The sequence below is a fragment of the Bartonella tamiae Th239 genome (genome assembly GCF_000278275.1).
Classification (GTDB): domain Bacteria; phylum Pseudomonadota; class Alphaproteobacteria; order Rhizobiales; family Rhizobiaceae; genus Bartonella; species Bartonella tamiae.
Genome location: NZ_JH725147.1, coordinates 19661 through 34880, shown reverse-complemented (window position 1 = coordinate 34880; position 15220 = coordinate 19661). Strand labels below are relative to the sequence as shown.

The following is a 15220-nucleotide window of genomic DNA, read 5'->3' as shown; positions in this document are numbered from 1 at the left end:
ACTTTATCCAGTTGCTGTTTTCAATTGAATTAAGTCTGTCTAAAAATCACATCGCCATTTCTCGGCGTGTAATTATTCCACCACTTATTAATTGCAAGGGCTGTTTCTTGCCTGTTTCTATCACTATCAAGATCAGCGTTTTTAAGACATTGCTGTTCACTCGTTTCAAGAACAATAATCATTTCTGGGTTTAGCTTCATTTCCCACCAAGAACGTCTAAATGCTTCTGGCTCTGAAACAATAAACCATGCGTGATCATAGTTCCTATGTACTTTATCCATTGATAAGCTTGAAAGCATCTGGTTGCGCTTTGAAAACGCTTTTTCAGCATACTTTTTACGGCTCCAATCGTGTGACGGTACCCCCGATATCGATGCGACGATTTCATCAAGATCAATAACAATATCCTTGGCTCCTTTGTTCATGGCTATATATTTACTTTTCCCAGAGGCAGGCGCACCGCACATTATTGTCAAAGGTATCAAAGAAGGCTGTAAATATTCTGGATAGAATATAGTGCCTTTAAGCCATCGCTTCTCTTCACGTTGTTTAATACTATCATGACAGTGTTTGCATAAGCATTGAAGGTTAGACAAATCGTAAAAGAGTTTTTCATTCCCTTTGTGAGGTTTTATATGATCACAAACCAGTTTACTTGTATCATGCTCTATTGATTGACAAATAGCACATGTGAAATGTGCCTCTTTTAATATTTGCCATCTTAGTTTACGCCATCTTCTTGAGTAATACCATTTGCGCCATGTGATTGTTTTGTCACGTAGCTTAAGCCATTCCTTTTTATCATTAGGGTACGAACCTATTAACGGCTTTATAACAGATAATTGATGTTTGAGTATTGGAAGCTTTGGCAAAACATATACTCACAAATTAATAGGAACATAACATGAAACCAGAAGATTTCAAGCGTTGGCGTAAAGAAATGGGCTTTACACAAAAACAAGCAGCTGAGGCTCTTGATATATCCATACAGACACTTGGCAATTATGAGCGCGGTACACGATATGAAGATGGTCGTGAAGTTTCAATTCCAAAGTCTATTGCACTTGCTTGCTCGGCCATTCAACAAAACTTAATACCATACCCACAATATGAACGCGTTATGGACCGACGCTTAAGGCTAATGTCTGGGGATATTTATTTGAATATGGTAGAACAAAACTTTCTGAATGAAAATATTAATTTAGATCGCATATGTACTAAAATAAAGAGATTGCATAGCAATACGTTTGATGACTTGTATGGCCATGATGTGAAACTTGAATTACATAATAATAGTAAAAACTATGCCGAACTTTGTGAGCCGCTAATAGAAGCCGCAAATAATAAAGATCAAGAACGGTTTATGTCTCTTTTTTGCGATTTTCTAGATAAGGTTAAAGAAAATATATCATAAAAACAAGCATCTCGTTTTAAAGTTGGCATTTGGCAAGGTCAGTTTACTATACCTTGGGAATGGCGGCGGAATAAATGATGTTAAGTTAATGAATTTAAAAGCACATTAACATTATAACCGTCTTGTTCCTATATGACTCGACGCGTAATAAAAAAACCTAATATTCTTGCTTGAGGAAATTGTTGTGAAAGTATTTTTTTCATAGCTTTAAAGTGAGTTCCAGTAGTAAGAACATCATCGACTATAACTATAGTAGTAGGAGTGGGAGAAATTAAACTCTGATCGATTTCATAAACTTCCATTAGTTCTTCAATGCTTATTCTATTTCCTTGTTCAGAATTATGTGAAGCTTTAGTTGTTTTATTTTGTGAGACTAGACATCTAACGTCGTTAGCCCCATTAATACTGCGACAAATTTGTTCCATCCTATGGTCGTATTCAGGATCACTTGTATGCTTAGAGCATGGTATAGGAACAAATGTTGCTATAGCTATAAAATCAGGATTTAATATTTCAGATAAAGTTTTTGAACATTCTGTAATTGCATTAAGTTTATGATTAAGAATTGCTTGATTTTTTGTTTGTGATGGCTTCTTTTTTAAATTATAAATTAGGCTATTAGCTTTACCACGAAACCCAGCCCCTCTTTTATATTCCCAAATAAAATAACAATCATCATTTGCATCTAAAAAATAATGATCTCCACGTGTTAAGTCATCTATTCGGGTAAGCCTTAATAAGTTAGTCAATATTCCCCCAAATATCATCCATGGTATGAACTCTTATAGCGCCTCTTTCTTCGTAATATCTTGGCCAAGTTATATCAGTTCGTTCAAAACAAGAATTTAAAATAAATAATTTTCTTCCTTGTTTTAGAGCAGCTCTAGCTTGAGTTAGTGATCCAGATGTTTGACCAGCTTCAACAATAATTGTCCCAATTGTTAGTGCACTCATTGTTGCATTGCGCTCAGGGAAAAATAAACGATTTTGTTGTGGCCCTTGTTTAGAGTAACGCAAAACAGGTACTTGAGAAATTAATAGGTGATTATTAGCAATATTTTTTTGTAGATCACTATTCTCTTTAGGATAATTGCTATTTAACGGAGTTCCGATAACAGCAATCGTATGCCCTCCATTATTAATTGCTGATTTGTGAGCTGCTGTATCTATTCCTTTTGCCAAACCTGAAACAACTATATAATTCTCTTGTACAAGTTCTTTTGCGATATGAGCAGCTCGTCTTTGTCCCAATTCAGAAGCGTCACGACTACCAACAATTGCAAACGATTTAGCTTCTGTTAGTTCCCAATCTCCTTGATAATAAAGTAATTCAATCGGATGAACTGCATCTCTTAGTTTTGTAGGGTAATCACCAGCTTTATTGATACGAATGCCAAATTTATTAATACCAGCATCATAAAATCGCTGAATAACTTCTTTTGCACATTTTTCCGCTTCACTTTCTGATACAAGATCAGAAGGCATTGCCTTCTTATCATTTAAAAATTTTTGTGCTATTGATTTAAAACTTGCACCTTTTTCAAGCCACATAGCCTCATACGCCCCCATTTCTATGCGAGGGGAGATTGCTTTATAAGCGTTAAATATGTCTAGTGCATAATTCATTAATTTAATTTATATTTAATTTATATCTAAGACAATCTTTATTATAAATTTTTGCATAAAGTAAAGTCGTTAGTGCATTTTTTGCACATACCAACTGGCTATTTTTGATATCCCCCCTCCCATTGCCATTGACTTGTTGATTGAATTTATTTTTGGTCTGTAATGTGCTTTTTAAGCATATCAGGCTGGAAACCAGACCAATGTATATCGCCTATTGTGACGACAGGCACTTGCTTATAGCCAAGGCTTTGAACGAATGAATAGGCTTGCTCATTCTTTGTGATGTCTATGACTTGATAGATAATCTTTGCTTTATCGAGCATATTTTTAGTGGCTGTGCACTGAACATAATTGGGTTTTGAATAGACTATAACCATTTTACAGTTGCCCTTATCGTCATTGCATTCTTTTTTCTATTTGTTGCTTAACGCTATCGTGACAATGTTTGCATAAGCATTGCATGTTGGTTATATCCCAAAACATTGCTTCATTGCCTCTATGCGGCTTTATATGGTCACAGACGAGCTGGCTTGTATTATGTTCTAGCTTTGCGCATATGGCACATGTAAACATACTGTCCTTTAACACCTGCCATCTTAGTTTACGCCATCTTCTAGAATAATACCATTTACGCCATGTGACTGTTTTGTCACGTAGCTTAAGCCATTCTTTTTTATCATTAGGGTATGAACCAATTAATGGCTTTATAACAGATAACTGATGTTTGAGTATTGGAAGCTTTGGCAAAACATATACTCACAAATTAATAGGAACATAACATGAAACCAGAAGATTTCAAGCATTGGCGTAAACAAATGGGCTTCACACAAGCAAAAGCTGCTGATGTTCTTGGCTTATCCAAAGCAACTATTGAAAACTATGATAAAGGTGTCCGCCGTGAAGATGGGCGTGAAGTTATTATTCCTCTCACCGTTGCCCTTTCGTGCACTGCAATCGCTCATAATTTAAAACCATGGGGTGAAAAATAAAAAGCAGAGCGTAAACCCTGCCTACACCTATTCGCGAATTTTATTGATCATGACAAAAAATAAATGGCATGTCAAATCTGACAATAATTGCCATTTAATTTCTATCTATTTGATAGTAATCAACGAGTGCATCAAGTCCTTTACGTAAAAATTGAACCATATGAGAATAATTCATGTTCTGATCTACATCCTCAATGCAGACTTGTTTCATTACCTTTTTAATAGGCAAACCGCTAATATCTACCATGCCAATGATCTGTTCTAATATCATTACATGATCTGTCGCTTTTCTCACTGCATCAATGTTTTCATAATCATTTCGTCCATGAACATTTAATAGATCAGCTGATCGAGCCGATGGAAAAGGTATGCCCACAAGATAGTAATACCTTGCAAACGCTTCACCAAAACGCAATCCTGCAAGATAGTGGTATCTTTTTATAATGTCAGGAAACATAATCATAATACGACCAAGCGCATTTCCAGATTCTGCTGTATTCAAATAGGACATTGGAATACCCATTCGTTCACGTGCAGCTATTACAACTGATTTTATTTCCTTTTCTGTCTCAAGTTTACGACGATTAATCGAAGCTTTTCGGCGACTTAAACGACCGTTTTTTTCTCGATCAGCATCAGCCATTGCAGGTCTACCTTTATTACGCTTTAATCTGAGCTTTTCAGCCTTTGAACGCGCTTTCTTTTTGATCACTTCAACCATAGTATCAAGCCTTTCTTAATCTTCTTTCCATGCCCCTTTTTTCAAACTTCAATCACTGGACATTGCTATCGCTTTAACTCTTTGTGTGTCTTCTGCATTAAGTGAATAACCAATCCCATAGATATTATTTATTTTTAAACCCGTTCTTTTTTTAATATTATTAATTTGAACAGACACAAGATTGTTCGTTGGGTTAAACTCATGGTCTAAAAGTGCTAAAATATATTCACTTCTTACAATTTCCCGTTTTAACAAAGCACATAAAATAATGGCTTGCTGTTTTGTGATATTGAAATGATTGATTAAATTAATCTCTCGTCTTTCTCGGTTGTTTTCTTCTAAAATTACCTCTAGTTGAAAAATACGATCAACCAGTTGTTCTTTGGTAGCTCTATCATAATCAAACATCGTGATATCCCATAATTGATTTAGCCCAATCATAAGCATCTATTGTGTCGTGAAGAGTTACGACTGGATTTCCACGCCATTCATCTGCAAAACGTGCTTGATTGTCATTGAGAGCTTTTGCATAGCCTTTATGACCGCTTTTACATTCAATCAGATAGGTTTGACCTCTATACCCAACAAGAAGATCAACAGGCTGGTCTAATCTATAAACAGACATATGAAACTGTCTTAAAAGAGAGACGATGCCTTTTTCTGATAGGTCGCGTTTGGCAGCTCTTCTCATTTTGAATGACCTTTGCACCTTTTGCCAAAATTCGCACTATTATGCACAAAAGAAATTGACAATTTTGTTTTATTTGTGTATATATATACACATGAAAAAGGTTTTGATATGGAACGTAATAGTACAAAAATCATTAAAAAATTAAAGGCAGATGGTTTTGAATTGATAAGCGTTCGTGGAAGCCATAACAAATTTCGCAAGGATGGACGCGTCGTTATTGTTCCCCATCCTAAAAAGGATTTGCCTCTTGGAACGGCAAAAGCCATAGCAAAACAAGCTGGTTGGATATAATCAGCAAGCTTATTTGTTTTTAATAGAAAGAATGTCATATGTTTCGTTATTATGCAATTGTAAGAAAAGATGAAGGTTCTGCATTTGGTATTGAATTTCCAGATTTTCCATGCGTTTTTTCTGCTGCTGATGAAGAAAAAGATATTGTCGCAAAAGCGATAGAAGCTCTCCAACTTTATTTTGAAGATGTCGATAAATATCCTCAACCAACAAGCTATGATACTTTGGTATCTCGTACAGAGATTAAACAATCTTTGGCAGAAGGTGCTTTTCTTATTAGCGTTCCCTTGATCGTTAATGACACAGAGGTTGTTCGTGCAAATGTTACTTTTGAGCGAGGACTTCTCAATGCAATAGATAACGCCGCAAAAACACGTGGGCTTTCTCGGTCTGCTTTTTTGGCCAATGCAGCGAAGCATGAAATTGAGACATAAACTTTTCATGTTTTGATGACCTTTTCTAATTCACAATCAAGCTTATGCAGGTTCATCAAAAGACTTTTTGCAATGGGTTGTCCACGTTTCCAGATTTTCACGCGAGAGGGTATAGAAAAATCAATCGAGTCCATCATTGTGTGAATGCCACAAAGATCAACATCAGTATCACGTGTCCCATCTTCAAATTCAATGAGATGCCATATTTTTTCATAAACATGCGTATCTCCGCAAGGTTCATATCCATGTACCAAATTAGCGGTTTTAATACGTTTTTGCTTTTTACGATTAAATGGGTTCATCATCTCATTCACTCCATACCCAAAACATCTTTGTAAAGTTGGATTATGGCTTCTTCCTCTTGAAGCTTATGAGCATCTTTTTTTCTTAAACGAATAATTGTTCTAATGGCTTTATCATCAAAACCTGTGCCTTTCATTTCAGCATAGACGTCTTTTATATCATCAGAAATCGTTTTCTTTTCTTCTTCCAAACGTTCAATACGTTCAATGAAAGAACGTAATTGAGCGACTGATGTTTCCATTGTTAAGCCGTCTATAGTCATGCTGCTTCTCCAATGCTCTTAAATGCTTTTAAAAGTTGTTGATGTTTTTCATCTGAAATAATTTCAATCAAAGCCTCTTCTTCAGGAGCATTTATAATCCGCTCAACCGTTTTGATTTTAAGATGCTCACTCTGCTCAAGGCTTTCACAATACAGTGATAATTCAGGTGCAGATGGCATAAATGTTCGATTAAATCCCTTTGCTTTGCCCTTGATTATGTCGACAACCGACTTACGAACGGCAAAGCTTGAATACCCTTCAAGTGCGATCATGTAAGCTTTTGCTGTGCTGTTACTATCCATGTCTTTTGGTAATCTCATGGCTCCAGAAAGCAGTGAAAATTGTTCTGCAATTTCATCAACCGTTGCTGGCAATAAGAGTAATTGTTGAGCCTCTTTGAGCGTTTTTTTGATCATCTCGATCTGTGAAGGGGTCGGTTTCATACCTTTCTTGAACCTTGTCGGATATTCCCCTGTCAAAAGCGTGTTGAGCTTGTCGAGAGTTGTAGCGAGACGCGAGTTTTCGCATTTCATCGGCGACTTTTTGACCTGCTGATCGGTTGTCTGCGTAAGTGCTTGCATGAATTTTCTCCGATACAATAGCTGGTTCATCAGTCCAGCGTTCTTGATTAAGAAATGTTGTAGGGTTTAGCCATTGGCGACCAATTGGCTTGGCCTCGATATACCTATGTAACCCCTGCATAATTTCTTCGAGTGAAGCTTTTTTTCTAGCTTTGGCGAAAGATGCCAAGGCTTTTGGTTTTCCTGTCTTGTTTGGATATGTTGTCCAAAATTTTTCTGAAAACTCTTTTTCAAAAATTTGCTTTTGAGAAAGTTCAGTTTTCGCGCGCACGTTATTCACTGACTGGTTATCTGATAGGTTATCTGATAGGTTATTGCTCTGCACCTCGTGCATGTTGGACTGGAACGAGGTGCATGTAGGCTCGGAACGATATTCACGTGAACCATTTTCACGTGAACGAGGTGCATGTAGGTTATTTATATCAAGTTGAATAAAATCTGATGTTCTATAGCCACGTTGCCCGTGTCTTATTTCACGAATAATAATTCCCATACTTTCAAACTTAGACAGCCAATTGCTTATCGCGCGAATTGAACATTCGCATTCATCGGCCAACGTCGTTTGACTTGGAAAGCAACCACCCTTTTCATCTGCATAATTGGCAAGCATCAAGAGAATGGCTTTGCCTGTAGCATTACCAACCTTTTGTTTTATTGCCCATGCCATAGCTTGAAAACTCATTTTATTTTTTCCTTTTCAGCTTCCCGCCCAGCCACAAAATCAGATACGCTAACCAAAAGCGGATTAGTTTCATTTTCTGCCCTCATAGCTTCGTATTTTCGTTCTGCCTTTACACAGGCGCGTTGATAGGCTTCAAAAACTGCAAACCAGCTTGAAACCTTCATATCTTTCATTTCAGATGCCCTATGGCGCAACCGCATTAAAATGCTGGCAGGTGCTTTATATTTGCGTTCAGCGCGATATGCTGCGGCTTCTATTGTGTCGCCAGCACCTTTAAATTCGCTCTTAATAATGATTGTTGCCATTTCACTGGCATAGGAAACATACGCTTTACTCATTTTGTCGCCCACGTCATGAATTTTGTCGCCCACGTCAAAAACTCCTTGATACTGTTACACACATGACAAGAAAGGAGTTTGATAAACGACACATTAAAGTTGAAGAGTTTGAACCGCTCGGACGTATTTTGTTTAGGGTGTTGAATAATGTCCGAGAAAAACGAAAGGGGCTGAAAAATGGTGACGAAGCCACAATCAGCCCCCCTTCCACGCGTCAAAGTGAGAGAAAATCCGCGTGGAAATTTAAATAAATTGGCAATGGCTGTGTTTATAGTATTTAAGTCGCAGCCTACCTGTAATTTAATAAAGCTACATTTATTCAAAGCCAGCCATTGCCGTAAACACGGGCGAAACTTTGAAGTATTAAGATCGCGCTGTAACACGCCCCGTGTGATAGAAATACTCATGTCAATCTTCCTTTTTTAGAAAGATCAAAATTGCAGAGATTACTATTGCTCAACCGCCGCTTTAAAAAATGGACAGCTGCTTTAACATTTGGCAGACATTGCCGAAGGGTAATGGGAGGCATTAAAATTCCTCCATAAAATACATGATGGCAATGGTACTTGGGATACAAAAAAAACTGCCAGTCATAACATGGGCTGCGTTTTCTTTATCACCGACTGTAACCAACAGAGTTGTGAATAGAAAAGAAAACCCGAAAGACGCCAATGTTAAAATTGCATACCGCTTCATGCCGCATCCTCTCTTTTGGAAGGTCGGAGAATTTCAGTTGGCCAAGGTTCAGTCTTTGGCCAATTTTCAGAAAACCAATAAACAACATCGTCATATTTACGAGCTGTAAAAGTTTTTCCAGCTTTGATGCGAACGAAAAAACGCCCATCAGATGCGCAATTTTTGCCAATCGTAGACAATTCAATTTTCTGAATTTTAGAAAACTTGATACCAAGATTTAAAAGGTTATGTGCAAGTTGTGTTTCCATAATTGGATACAATAGTTGGAAACGTACAACTTTTCAATAGGATATTTACAACTTTGGAATTATTTGAAATTATTTTATTATAAAAACATGGACAACTTAAAAAATATAATAAAAACTAGATTAAATGAGCTTGAGATAAGCCCAATAGAAGCGGCCATAAAAGTTGGCTTAGAGCGTGGTTATATACGTGATTATCTTGAGGATAGAAAAAAAACATTTCGACAAGATAAGTTGCCACTCTTAGCTAAGGCTCTTGAATTAAACGTTTCTGATTTGTTGGTGGGCGGTTTAAATAAATTACCGCAGTCAAACGCAAGAATTATAGGTTCTGTAGATTTTGATCAAACAAAGAAAATACCAGTATATGGACAAGCCGTTGGTGGCATTGATGGGGAGTTTGTTTTAAATGGCAATAGACTTTATGATATTCTTTGCCCTCCACAGTTGCAAGCCGTTGCAGGTTCATATGGTGTGGTTGTAAGTGGCGATTCAATGTCACCACGGTATTTTGATGGTGAAGTCGTTTATGTTGACCCTACAAGAAGAACAAAAAAAGGCGATTTTGTTGTTGCGCAAGTGATGATTGATGAAAACTCACCTCCACACGCTTTTGTAAAAAGATTTTGCAAACATAACGCTAATGAACTGGTACTTGAACAATTTAACCCACAAAAGGAGCTAATATTTCCACATGAGCGTGTTGTGTCGGTGCATTATATAGTTATGTCTGGTGATGCAATATAGGTCGTGTAAAGCGTTCTGTTATTGATATGTGAGATTAATAATCATTACTGAATAAAATTATATTGACCTAGTTAATTTTTTACGCCACAAATGAAGTGAAAAATAGCACAGTATCAGATGATGACTTGTAAAATTAATAAAATAGCAGAAAGAAGTAGCTTTGATTCATCTCATGAGTTAAGATCCGCTCATTTGCTAAAACCAAGTACTGCCATAACGAATGCATTAAAATCAACAATGGAAGATGCGGCAGACGCATTAGGTAAAAAAAAAGCAACGGTTAATCCTATAAAAAAAAATATTAAAAAACGGTTGTCACTAGTCTCATTATTTGCTGGTGCTGGTGGTATGGATATTGGGTTTGAAAAGGCTGGATTTAAAACTGTTTGGGCGAATGAATATGATAAAACAATATCGCCTTCATATCAAAAATACTTCCCAAAAGCTAAGTTTGACAGTCGTTCTATTTGTGACATCCCAGATACAGATTTACCAGAAAATATTACAGGTGTTATTGGCGGTCCGCCTTGTCAATCATGGTCAGAAGCAGGTGCAAGACGCGGCATTGATGACCCAAGAGGTAAATTAATTTTTGAATATTTGCGCGTAATTAAACGCACTAAGCCTATTTTTTTTGTTGCAGAAAATGTCCACGGTTTCATTCATTCGCGTAATACTGAATCATTTAAACGAATAATAAAATTATTTGAAAATGAGGGCTATGCCGTTAGCTGGAAGTTATTAAAAGCCAGCGATTATGGCGTGCCTCAAGATAGGAATCGTGTATTTATCGTAGGCTACCATCATGCATTGAATAAAACTTTTAAATTCCCAGAGATACTTAGAAATAAACCAACATTGCGTGATGCTATTGGCGACTTGGCTAACTTAAAAATTGGAGCTACCAAAAAGGTTAAAAACCACGAGTTGCTGGATAGTGGTTATTCGCCAATATTCATGTCACGCAATCGTGTTCGATCTTGGGAAGAACAGTCTTACACTATTTTAGCAACTGAGAGACACATTCCATTCCATCCGCAAGCCCCTAAAATGGTGAAGGTTGAAGGGCAAGACTTGTACGAGTTCGCTAAAGGCTTTGAAAATAAATACAGGCGATTAACTATTCGTGAGTGCGCAAGAATACAAACATTCCCAGATGATTATGAATTCGTATACACAAATATGCGCAATGCTTACAAAATGATAGGAAATGCTGTACCTATTAAATTGGCTTATTGGATAGCTAAAACCATTAAAAAAGATTTAAGCAGAAATGACAACATCGAAACAGCCAACACAGACTGAATTTGGGAGAGCCTTTGAATGGGCTGTAGGTTGCTCAATGCAAAGTCAAACGGGAGCTTTACTCTCTCAAAGTCATTTTTCTAAAATTGCTGAAGTTTCTTACGGAAAAATGAATGAAAAAACCAAAAAATCATTCAACAAGGCTGCTGATATTGCCGTAACGCATATTCTTGAAAAAGAAAACATGCTTATCTCCTCAAGTAATGACAAGAGAATAGTGTTCAATACAGATAGCGCAGGCAAACATGGTGATGTAAGAGATGTATTGTTATATGTAGGCAGTAAAGTATTAGGAGTTTCATGTAAACACAATCATCAAGCGCTGAAACATTCGAGGCTTTCAGGTAAATGTAATTTTATAAAGGTTTGGGGTTTAGATGATAATGGATGCAGTGTTGATTATTGGAATAGAGTAAAACCGCTATTCGATAAATTAGCAACACTAAGAAGAATCTCGAATAAAACCATGCTATGGTCAGACGTTGTTGACAAAGCAAATGAATATTACTGGCCCATCTTAGATGCATGGGCGGAGGAAATTGACAAGCTATGTAAGCAAAGCAAAGCAAAAGAAGCAGAAGTTTGTAAATCGATCATAGCCTATTTAGTTGGTAAGCATGATTTTTATAAGGTGATTTGTGAAGGGCAAAAGCGAGTAATAATACAAGGCTTCAACTTCAACAAAACATTAGCGACAAAAAGAACAAAATATCCAGACAGCATCAATGCAATCAATAACAAAAATGGCGGTCAGTATTCAAAAACAGTTGTGTTTAATCACGGATATAGCGTTAACTTTAGAATACATAGTGCAAGTAGCAAGATTGAACCCTCATTGAAGTTTGATATTAATGCTATTGGTTTGCCTGTAAATGAAGTTTATCAGCAAACGTTTGATATTAAGTAATAGGAAGTTAAATATATAAGTCCTCCCTTCGGCACAGTTTTTTATTGTCTGATCCTTCACTCAAATACCGACCAAGTATTTTTAATCCCTTATGATGTCTTTAACGCCATATATTTTATAAACTTTTGGGTTACCCGCATGAGACAAGAACATTTAATTATTTGCTTAATATTAGTTCCGTTTCATACGGGGTTTTTTATTGCCTTTATAATAAGATCGCTACCTTGCAAGCCATAAAATATATAGGCTTTCTTGCTGTTTTACTGTCGTTTAGTCATTATCTCAATATTCCAATTGTGAATCCCTTTTAAAACGCGCGGTAAACCAGCGTGTGATTCGTGTTTATCAACAAGCTTAATATAATAATTTATAAAAAAGTTGGATTTATTAGTTGTATATTTCCAACATTATTGTTGACAAGTTGGAAATATACAACTAAATTTACATCATCATCAACGCCACGAAGACGCGCAGGCTGATCTGGCAGAGGATAATGGAGTAAAGCAAATGGCATATATTTATTATAGTATTCCACTTTTTAACGATAATGGTCGTCAAATCTCTGAATTGGACGGAAAAGTTGAATTTAGCGTAGGATTAGATAATGGCGAGCCATTTGCTGAAATTGATTGCATTTATGCAGATGATTTTGAAGGTTTTGAGATTTGCTATTCTGCAAATAGCGACACGCCTTTTGATCTTACCGTGTTTTTAAGAGCCAAAGAATATTTAGAACAATCAGATGCTTTTCAAAATGAAGCGATAAATGAAGACGGTTCTTTTGTTTACGAAGGTCGCGGCTCTAATGACCCAGATGGTTATTTTAAGAGAGTTGCTTAAATGCGGCTCTTTTGGAGAGTTTTATGATGAACAATTCTTATCATTTAAATCAAGCGATCAACGATCTTAATAGTCTCACACGGGTGCGTAAGACAGGTTGGTTAAGAGAAAAATGTAACGACACAATTGGTTACTGTCTTTCAACATTTGATACGCCAGAACAAGCCAAAGAGTATTTGTGCTTTCTCATCGATGAACAAACAAAATTAGGATAAAAGCGATGTCACAAGCTTTGCAAGTGTCAGAAGAAAAAACACACCAATCTGGTTTAATGGAAATTGTGGCAAATGCTGTTGCCAATAATGCCAGTGTCGAAATTATTACAAAGCTTATGGACGCACAAGAACGTTATGACAGTATGCAAGCGCGCAGACAATTCGACATAGCAATGGCTAAAGCCATGGGTGAAATACCGTCGATCAAAAAAAATAAAAAAATTGGCTTTACAAATAAAAATGGAAACAATTCAACGCAATATATGCATGAGGATTTGGCTGAAATTGCCAAGACGATAAAACCGATTTTAAAAAAATACGGTTTATCCTATCGTTTTAAAACGGCTCAAGAAGGTGCTGTTGTTAAGGTAACGTGTATTGTATCGCACGAAAGCGGCTATAGTGAAGAAAATAGTTTATCCGCTCATAATGATAATACTGGCAATAAAAACAGTATTCAAGCCATTGGTTCAACGGTTACGTATCTGGAACGTTATACGCTTAAAGCGGCACTTGGATTGGCGGCATCGGAAGATGATGATGCACAATCAGTTCATGATAATAATCGTATCAATCAAGATCAGTTTACAAAACTAAATGAAGCGCTTGACCGTAATGAGATCGATAAAGCCAAGTTCTGTGCTTATTTAGGCGTTGATGCAGTTGCTAATATACCAGCAAATAAATTTGAGCAGGCTTTAAAAGCCATCAATAAGAGCATCACTCAAAAGGCTCAAGCCCATGGTTGAAATCATCCAAAGATCGCCTGAATGGTTTCAATTGAGACGTGGTAAAGTAACGGCTTCTAGAATTCATGATGTTATAGCAAAAATAAAAAGCGGTTATTCAACCAGCCGCGCAAACTACATGGCTGAATTGGTTCTTCAAAATGTCACACATAGCATTGAACAAACTTACATAAGCCAAGCCATGCAATGGGGAACAGATACAGAGGAACAGGCGCGCAATGCTTATTCTTTTTATTCTGGAAATGAAGTTGATGAAATTGCTTTTATCAATCACCCAGTTATCACACAAGCAGGTGCATCACCAGATGGATTGATCGCACATGATGGTCTTTTAGAAATAAAATGCCCAAATTCTGCAACGCATCTCGACACCTTATTAAACAGTAAAATCAACAGAAAATATCTTTTACAGATGCAATGGCAAATGGCTTGTACAGGTCGAAAGTGGTGTGATTTTGTTTCTTATGACCCACGTTTTCCAGAAGAAATGGTTATTTTTATAAAACGTATCAACCGCGATGATGATCTTATCAGTGAAATAACAAATGAAGTCACAAAATTTATAGATGAAATGAATGAGACCTGCGCGAAGCTCAAGACGCAATATATGGAGGCCGCATAATGGCTGGTAGTGTAAACAAAGTGATCTTAATTGGTAATTTGGGTGCAGATCCTGAAATTCGCCGTATGAATTCAGGAGATCAGGTTGCAAGTCTGCGTATTGCGACATCTGAAAGTTGGAAAGATCGCAATACGGGTGAACGTCGGGAGCGCACAGAATGGCATAATATTGTCATCTTCAATGATACTCTGGTTAAAGTTGTTGAACAATATGTAAAAAAAGGTGCCAAAATATATATTGAAGGTCAATTGCAAACACGCAAATGGCAAGATCAAAATGGCAATGATCGTTATACGACAGAAGTGGTTTTGCAAAAGTACCGTGGTGAACTACAAATGCTTGATAGCAAGGTCGGCAATGACGAACGCTCGGCACAATCACAGCAAACAAGCACAACTATTGGCAACCAATATGCAGAGCAGAGCAACGGATATAGCCGTGATCTTGATGATTCAGATGTTCCATTTTAGGAGACAATAAGATGAACGTTAATTCAACTGGCGAAGTATGGAGAATTGTTCCTAGCCAACCTCACTTCTTAGTTTCAAGTGAAGGTAGAATT

The 15220-nt window shown here is 36.8% G+C and carries 26 protein-coding genes and 1 pseudogene; 12 read left to right on the top strand and 15 right to left on the bottom strand.

The genetic code is table 11. From position 1 onward, the window contains the following. Nucleotides 1-29 precede the first annotated feature (29 nt). Complete coding sequence (locus tag ME5_RS10710) at nucleotides 30-425, bottom strand: hypothetical protein (protein WP_245256563.1); 396 nt, start codon at nucleotides 423-425, stop codon at nucleotides 30-32. Nucleotides 426-560: 135 nt separating this feature from the next. Beyond that, nucleotides 561-872: pseudogene (locus ME5_RS10705) on the bottom strand (HNH endonuclease); the annotation flags it as partial. 32 nt (nucleotides 873-904) lie between these two features. On the opposite strand from ME5_RS10705, the gene ME5_RS10155 reads away from it, so the two are divergent. After that, nucleotides 905-1414, top strand: a complete 510-nt coding sequence (locus ME5_RS10155) for a helix-turn-helix domain-containing protein (protein WP_008037293.1) — start codon at nucleotides 905-907, stop codon at nucleotides 1412-1414. 128 nt (nucleotides 1415-1542) lie between these two features. Here ME5_RS10155 and ME5_RS10150 read toward each other — a convergent pair whose 3' ends face one another. From ME5_RS10150 to ME5_RS10225, 4 genes are all read right to left on the bottom strand, one after another. Continuing rightward, a complete protein-coding gene (locus tag ME5_RS10150) occupies nucleotides 1543-2163 on the bottom strand; it encodes a hypothetical protein (RefSeq protein WP_051016479.1) in 621 nt (206 codons plus the stop codon). Continuing rightward, a complete protein-coding gene (locus ME5_RS00235; RefSeq protein WP_008037288.1) occupies nucleotides 2156-3040 on the bottom strand; it encodes a DNA-processing protein DprA in 885 nt (294 codons plus the stop codon). The genes ME5_RS10150 and ME5_RS00235 overlap by 8 nt, the downstream gene beginning before the upstream one ends. A gap of 146 nt (nucleotides 3041-3186) precedes the next feature. Beyond that, on the bottom strand, nucleotides 3187-3417 hold the full coding sequence (gene nrdH, locus ME5_RS00230) for a glutaredoxin-like protein NrdH (protein WP_008037286.1): 231 nt from the start codon (nucleotides 3415-3417) through the stop codon (nucleotides 3187-3189). 19 nt (nucleotides 3418-3436) lie between these two features. Further along, entirely contained in the window at nucleotides 3437-3613 is a 177-nt protein-coding gene (locus tag ME5_RS10225) for an HNH endonuclease signature motif containing protein (protein ID WP_081489571.1), read from the bottom strand. A 206-nt stretch (nucleotides 3614-3819) separates the two neighbouring features. On the opposite strand from ME5_RS10225, the gene ME5_RS00220 reads away from it, so the two are divergent. Next, complete coding sequence (locus tag ME5_RS00220) at nucleotides 3820-4029, top strand: helix-turn-helix domain-containing protein (protein WP_008037285.1); 210 nt, start codon at nucleotides 3820-3822, stop codon at nucleotides 4027-4029. Nucleotides 4030-4123: 94 nt separating this feature from the next. On the opposite strand, the gene ME5_RS10145 is transcribed toward ME5_RS00220, so the two are convergent. From ME5_RS10145 to ME5_RS00205, 3 genes are read right to left on the bottom strand one after another with little or no spacing between them, the layout of a single operon-like run. Then, on the bottom strand, nucleotides 4124-4750 hold the full coding sequence (locus ME5_RS10145; protein WP_008037282.1) for a hypothetical protein: 627 nt from the start codon (nucleotides 4748-4750) through the stop codon (nucleotides 4124-4126). Between the two features lie 48 nt (nucleotides 4751-4798). After that, nucleotides 4799-5158 (bottom strand): helix-turn-helix domain-containing protein, encoded by a 360-nt coding sequence (locus ME5_RS00210; RefSeq protein ID WP_008037281.1) that lies wholly within the window; start codon nucleotides 5156-5158, stop codon nucleotides 4799-4801. Further along, nucleotides 5151-5441 (bottom strand): hypothetical protein, encoded by a 291-nt coding sequence (locus ME5_RS00205; protein ID WP_008037279.1) that lies wholly within the window; start codon nucleotides 5439-5441, stop codon nucleotides 5151-5153. Before ME5_RS00205 ends, ME5_RS00210 begins: the two co-directional genes overlap by 8 nt. A 108-nt stretch (nucleotides 5442-5549) precedes the next feature. Between ME5_RS00205 and ME5_RS00200 the strand changes: the two genes are divergently transcribed. Next, a complete protein-coding gene (locus tag ME5_RS00200; protein WP_008037277.1) occupies nucleotides 5550-5732 on the top strand; it encodes a type II toxin-antitoxin system HicA family toxin in 183 nt (60 codons plus the stop codon). Between the two features lie 38 nt (nucleotides 5733-5770). Beyond that, the gene (locus ME5_RS00195) at nucleotides 5771-6166 is read left to right on the top strand and encodes a type II toxin-antitoxin system HicB family antitoxin (RefSeq protein ID WP_008037275.1); all 396 of its coding nucleotides are present in this window, start codon (nucleotides 5771-5773) and stop codon (nucleotides 6164-6166) included. A 5-nt stretch (nucleotides 6167-6171) separates the two neighbouring features. Here the strand turns inward: ME5_RS00195 and ME5_RS00190 are convergent, their stop codons facing one another. From ME5_RS00190 to ME5_RS00160, 6 genes are all read right to left on the bottom strand, one after another. After that, on the bottom strand, nucleotides 6172-6471 hold the full coding sequence (locus ME5_RS00190) for a hypothetical protein (protein WP_008037273.1): 300 nt from the start codon (nucleotides 6469-6471) through the stop codon (nucleotides 6172-6174). Nucleotides 6472-6476: 5 nt separating this feature from the next. Next, on the bottom strand, nucleotides 6477-6731 hold the full coding sequence (locus ME5_RS00185) for a DUF2312 domain-containing protein (RefSeq protein ID WP_008037272.1): 255 nt from the start codon (nucleotides 6729-6731) through the stop codon (nucleotides 6477-6479). Next, entirely contained in the window at nucleotides 6728-7147 is a 420-nt protein-coding gene (locus ME5_RS00180; protein WP_008037271.1) for a hypothetical protein, read from the bottom strand. The genes ME5_RS00185 and ME5_RS00180 overlap by 4 nt, the downstream gene beginning before the upstream one ends. After that, a complete protein-coding gene (locus ME5_RS00175) occupies nucleotides 7089-7994 on the bottom strand; it encodes a helix-turn-helix domain-containing protein (protein ID WP_008037270.1) in 906 nt (301 codons plus the stop codon). Before ME5_RS00175 ends, ME5_RS00180 begins: the two co-directional genes overlap by 59 nt. Continuing rightward, entirely contained in the window at nucleotides 7991-8332 is a 342-nt protein-coding gene (locus ME5_RS00170; RefSeq protein ID WP_245256461.1) for a hypothetical protein, read from the bottom strand. Before ME5_RS00170 ends, ME5_RS00175 begins: the two co-directional genes overlap by 4 nt. A 692-nt stretch (nucleotides 8333-9024) precedes the next feature. Continuing rightward, a complete protein-coding gene (locus tag ME5_RS00160; protein WP_008037266.1) occupies nucleotides 9025-9276 on the bottom strand; it encodes a hypothetical protein in 252 nt (83 codons plus the stop codon). 87 nt (nucleotides 9277-9363) lie between these two features. On the opposite strand from ME5_RS00160, the gene ME5_RS00155 reads away from it, so the two are divergent. From ME5_RS00155 to ssb, 8 genes are all read left to right on the top strand, one after another. Continuing rightward, nucleotides 9364-10020, top strand: coding sequence for a LexA family transcriptional regulator (locus ME5_RS00155; RefSeq protein ID WP_008037265.1), 657 nt, complete (start codon nucleotides 9364-9366; stop codon nucleotides 10018-10020). Between the two features lie 117 nt (nucleotides 10021-10137). Then, nucleotides 10138-11325 carry a DNA cytosine methyltransferase gene (locus ME5_RS00150; protein ID WP_008037264.1) on the top strand — a complete coding sequence of 396 codons (1188 nt, stop codon included), beginning with the start codon at nucleotides 10138-10140 and terminating at the stop codon, nucleotides 11323-11325. Then, nucleotides 11294-12232, top strand: a complete 939-nt coding sequence (locus tag ME5_RS00145; protein WP_039964344.1) for a HaeIII family restriction endonuclease — start codon at nucleotides 11294-11296, stop codon at nucleotides 12230-12232. The genes ME5_RS00150 and ME5_RS00145 overlap by 32 nt, the downstream gene beginning before the upstream one ends. Before the next feature lie 507 nt (nucleotides 12233-12739). Continuing rightward, the gene (locus ME5_RS00140) at nucleotides 12740-13072 is read left to right on the top strand and encodes a hypothetical protein (RefSeq protein ID WP_008037260.1); all 333 of its coding nucleotides are present in this window, start codon (nucleotides 12740-12742) and stop codon (nucleotides 13070-13072) included. A gap of 23 nt (nucleotides 13073-13095) precedes the next feature. Continuing rightward, on the top strand, nucleotides 13096-13287 hold the full coding sequence (locus tag ME5_RS00135; RefSeq protein ID WP_008037259.1) for a hypothetical protein: 192 nt from the start codon (nucleotides 13096-13098) through the stop codon (nucleotides 13285-13287). Between the two features lie 5 nt (nucleotides 13288-13292). Next, entirely contained in the window at nucleotides 13293-14036 is a 744-nt protein-coding gene (locus tag ME5_RS00130) for an ERF family protein (RefSeq protein WP_008037257.1), read from the top strand. Then, nucleotides 14029-14658, top strand: coding sequence for a lambda exonuclease family protein (locus ME5_RS00125; RefSeq protein WP_008037255.1), 630 nt, complete (start codon nucleotides 14029-14031; stop codon nucleotides 14656-14658). The genes ME5_RS00130 and ME5_RS00125 overlap by 8 nt, the downstream gene beginning before the upstream one ends. Continuing rightward, the gene (gene ssb / locus ME5_RS00120) at nucleotides 14658-15128 is read left to right on the top strand and encodes a single-stranded DNA-binding protein (protein WP_008037253.1); all 471 of its coding nucleotides are present in this window, start codon (nucleotides 14658-14660) and stop codon (nucleotides 15126-15128) included. The genes ME5_RS00125 and ssb overlap by 1 nt, the downstream gene beginning before the upstream one ends. Nucleotides 15129-15220: the final 92 nt, after the last annotated feature.

Coding starts and splice junctions, on each gene's coding strand:
- ME5_RS00150 (WP_008037264.1), top strand. CDS start 10,138: ATGATGACTTGTAAAATTAATAAAATAGCAGAAAGAAGTAGCTTTGAT.
- ME5_RS00195 (WP_008037275.1), top strand. CDS start 5,771: ATGTTTCGTTATTATGCAATTGTAAGAAAAGATGAAGGTTCTGCATTT.
- ME5_RS00220 (WP_008037285.1), top strand. CDS start 3,820: ATGAAACCAGAAGATTTCAAGCATTGGCGTAAACAAATGGGCTTCACA.
- ME5_RS00125 (WP_008037255.1), top strand. CDS start 14,029: ATGGTTGAAATCATCCAAAGATCGCCTGAATGGTTTCAATTGAGACGT.
- ME5_RS00155 (WP_008037265.1), top strand. CDS start 9,364: ATGGACAACTTAAAAAATATAATAAAAACTAGATTAAATGAGCTTGAG.
- ME5_RS00145 (WP_039964344.1), top strand. CDS start 11,294: ATGACAACATCGAAACAGCCAACACAGACTGAATTTGGGAGAGCCTTT.
- ssb (WP_008037253.1), top strand. CDS start 14,658: ATGGCTGGTAGTGTAAACAAAGTGATCTTAATTGGTAATTTGGGTGCA.
- ME5_RS00190 (WP_008037273.1), bottom strand. CDS start 6,471: ATGATGAACCCATTTAATCGTAAAAAGCAAAAACGTATTAAAACCGCT.
- nrdH (WP_008037286.1), bottom strand. CDS start 3,417: ATGGTTATAGTCTATTCAAAACCCAATTATGTTCAGTGCACAGCCACT.
- ME5_RS00130 (WP_008037257.1), top strand. CDS start 13,293: ATGTCACAAGCTTTGCAAGTGTCAGAAGAAAAAACACACCAATCTGGT.
- ME5_RS00185 (WP_008037272.1), bottom strand. CDS start 6,731: ATGACTATAGACGGCTTAACAATGGAAACATCAGTCGCTCAATTACGT.
- ME5_RS00160 (WP_008037266.1), bottom strand. CDS start 9,276: ATGGAAACACAACTTGCACATAACCTTTTAAATCTTGGTATCAAGTTT.
- ME5_RS00205 (WP_008037279.1), bottom strand. CDS start 5,441: ATGAGAAGAGCTGCCAAACGCGACCTATCAGAAAAAGGCATCGTCTCT.
- ME5_RS10710 (WP_245256563.1), bottom strand. CDS start 425: ATGAACAAAGGAGCCAAGGATATTGTTATTGATCTTGATGAAATCGTC.
- ME5_RS10225 (WP_081489571.1), bottom strand. CDS start 3,613: ATGTTTACATGTGCCATATGCGCAAAGCTAGAACATAATACAAGCCAG.
- ME5_RS00235 (WP_008037288.1), bottom strand. CDS start 3,040: ATGAATTATGCACTAGACATATTTAACGCTTATAAAGCAATCTCCCCT.
- ME5_RS10155 (WP_008037293.1), top strand. CDS start 905: ATGAAACCAGAAGATTTCAAGCGTTGGCGTAAAGAAATGGGCTTTACA.
- ME5_RS00140 (WP_008037260.1), top strand. CDS start 12,740: ATGGCATATATTTATTATAGTATTCCACTTTTTAACGATAATGGTCGT.
- ME5_RS00175 (WP_008037270.1), bottom strand. CDS start 7,994: ATGAGTTTTCAAGCTATGGCATGGGCAATAAAACAAAAGGTTGGTAAT.
- ME5_RS00210 (WP_008037281.1), bottom strand. CDS start 5,158: ATGTTTGATTATGATAGAGCTACCAAAGAACAACTGGTTGATCGTATT.
- ME5_RS00200 (WP_008037277.1), top strand. CDS start 5,550: ATGGAACGTAATAGTACAAAAATCATTAAAAAATTAAAGGCAGATGGT.
- ME5_RS00170 (WP_245256461.1), bottom strand. CDS start 8,332: ATGAGTAAAGCGTATGTTTCCTATGCCAGTGAAATGGCAACAATCATT.
- ME5_RS00180 (WP_008037271.1), bottom strand. CDS start 7,147: ATGATCAAAAAAACGCTCAAAGAGGCTCAACAATTACTCTTATTGCCA.
- ME5_RS00135 (WP_008037259.1), top strand. CDS start 13,096: ATGATGAACAATTCTTATCATTTAAATCAAGCGATCAACGATCTTAAT.
- ME5_RS10145 (WP_008037282.1), bottom strand. CDS start 4,750: ATGGTTGAAGTGATCAAAAAGAAAGCGCGTTCAAAGGCTGAAAAGCTC.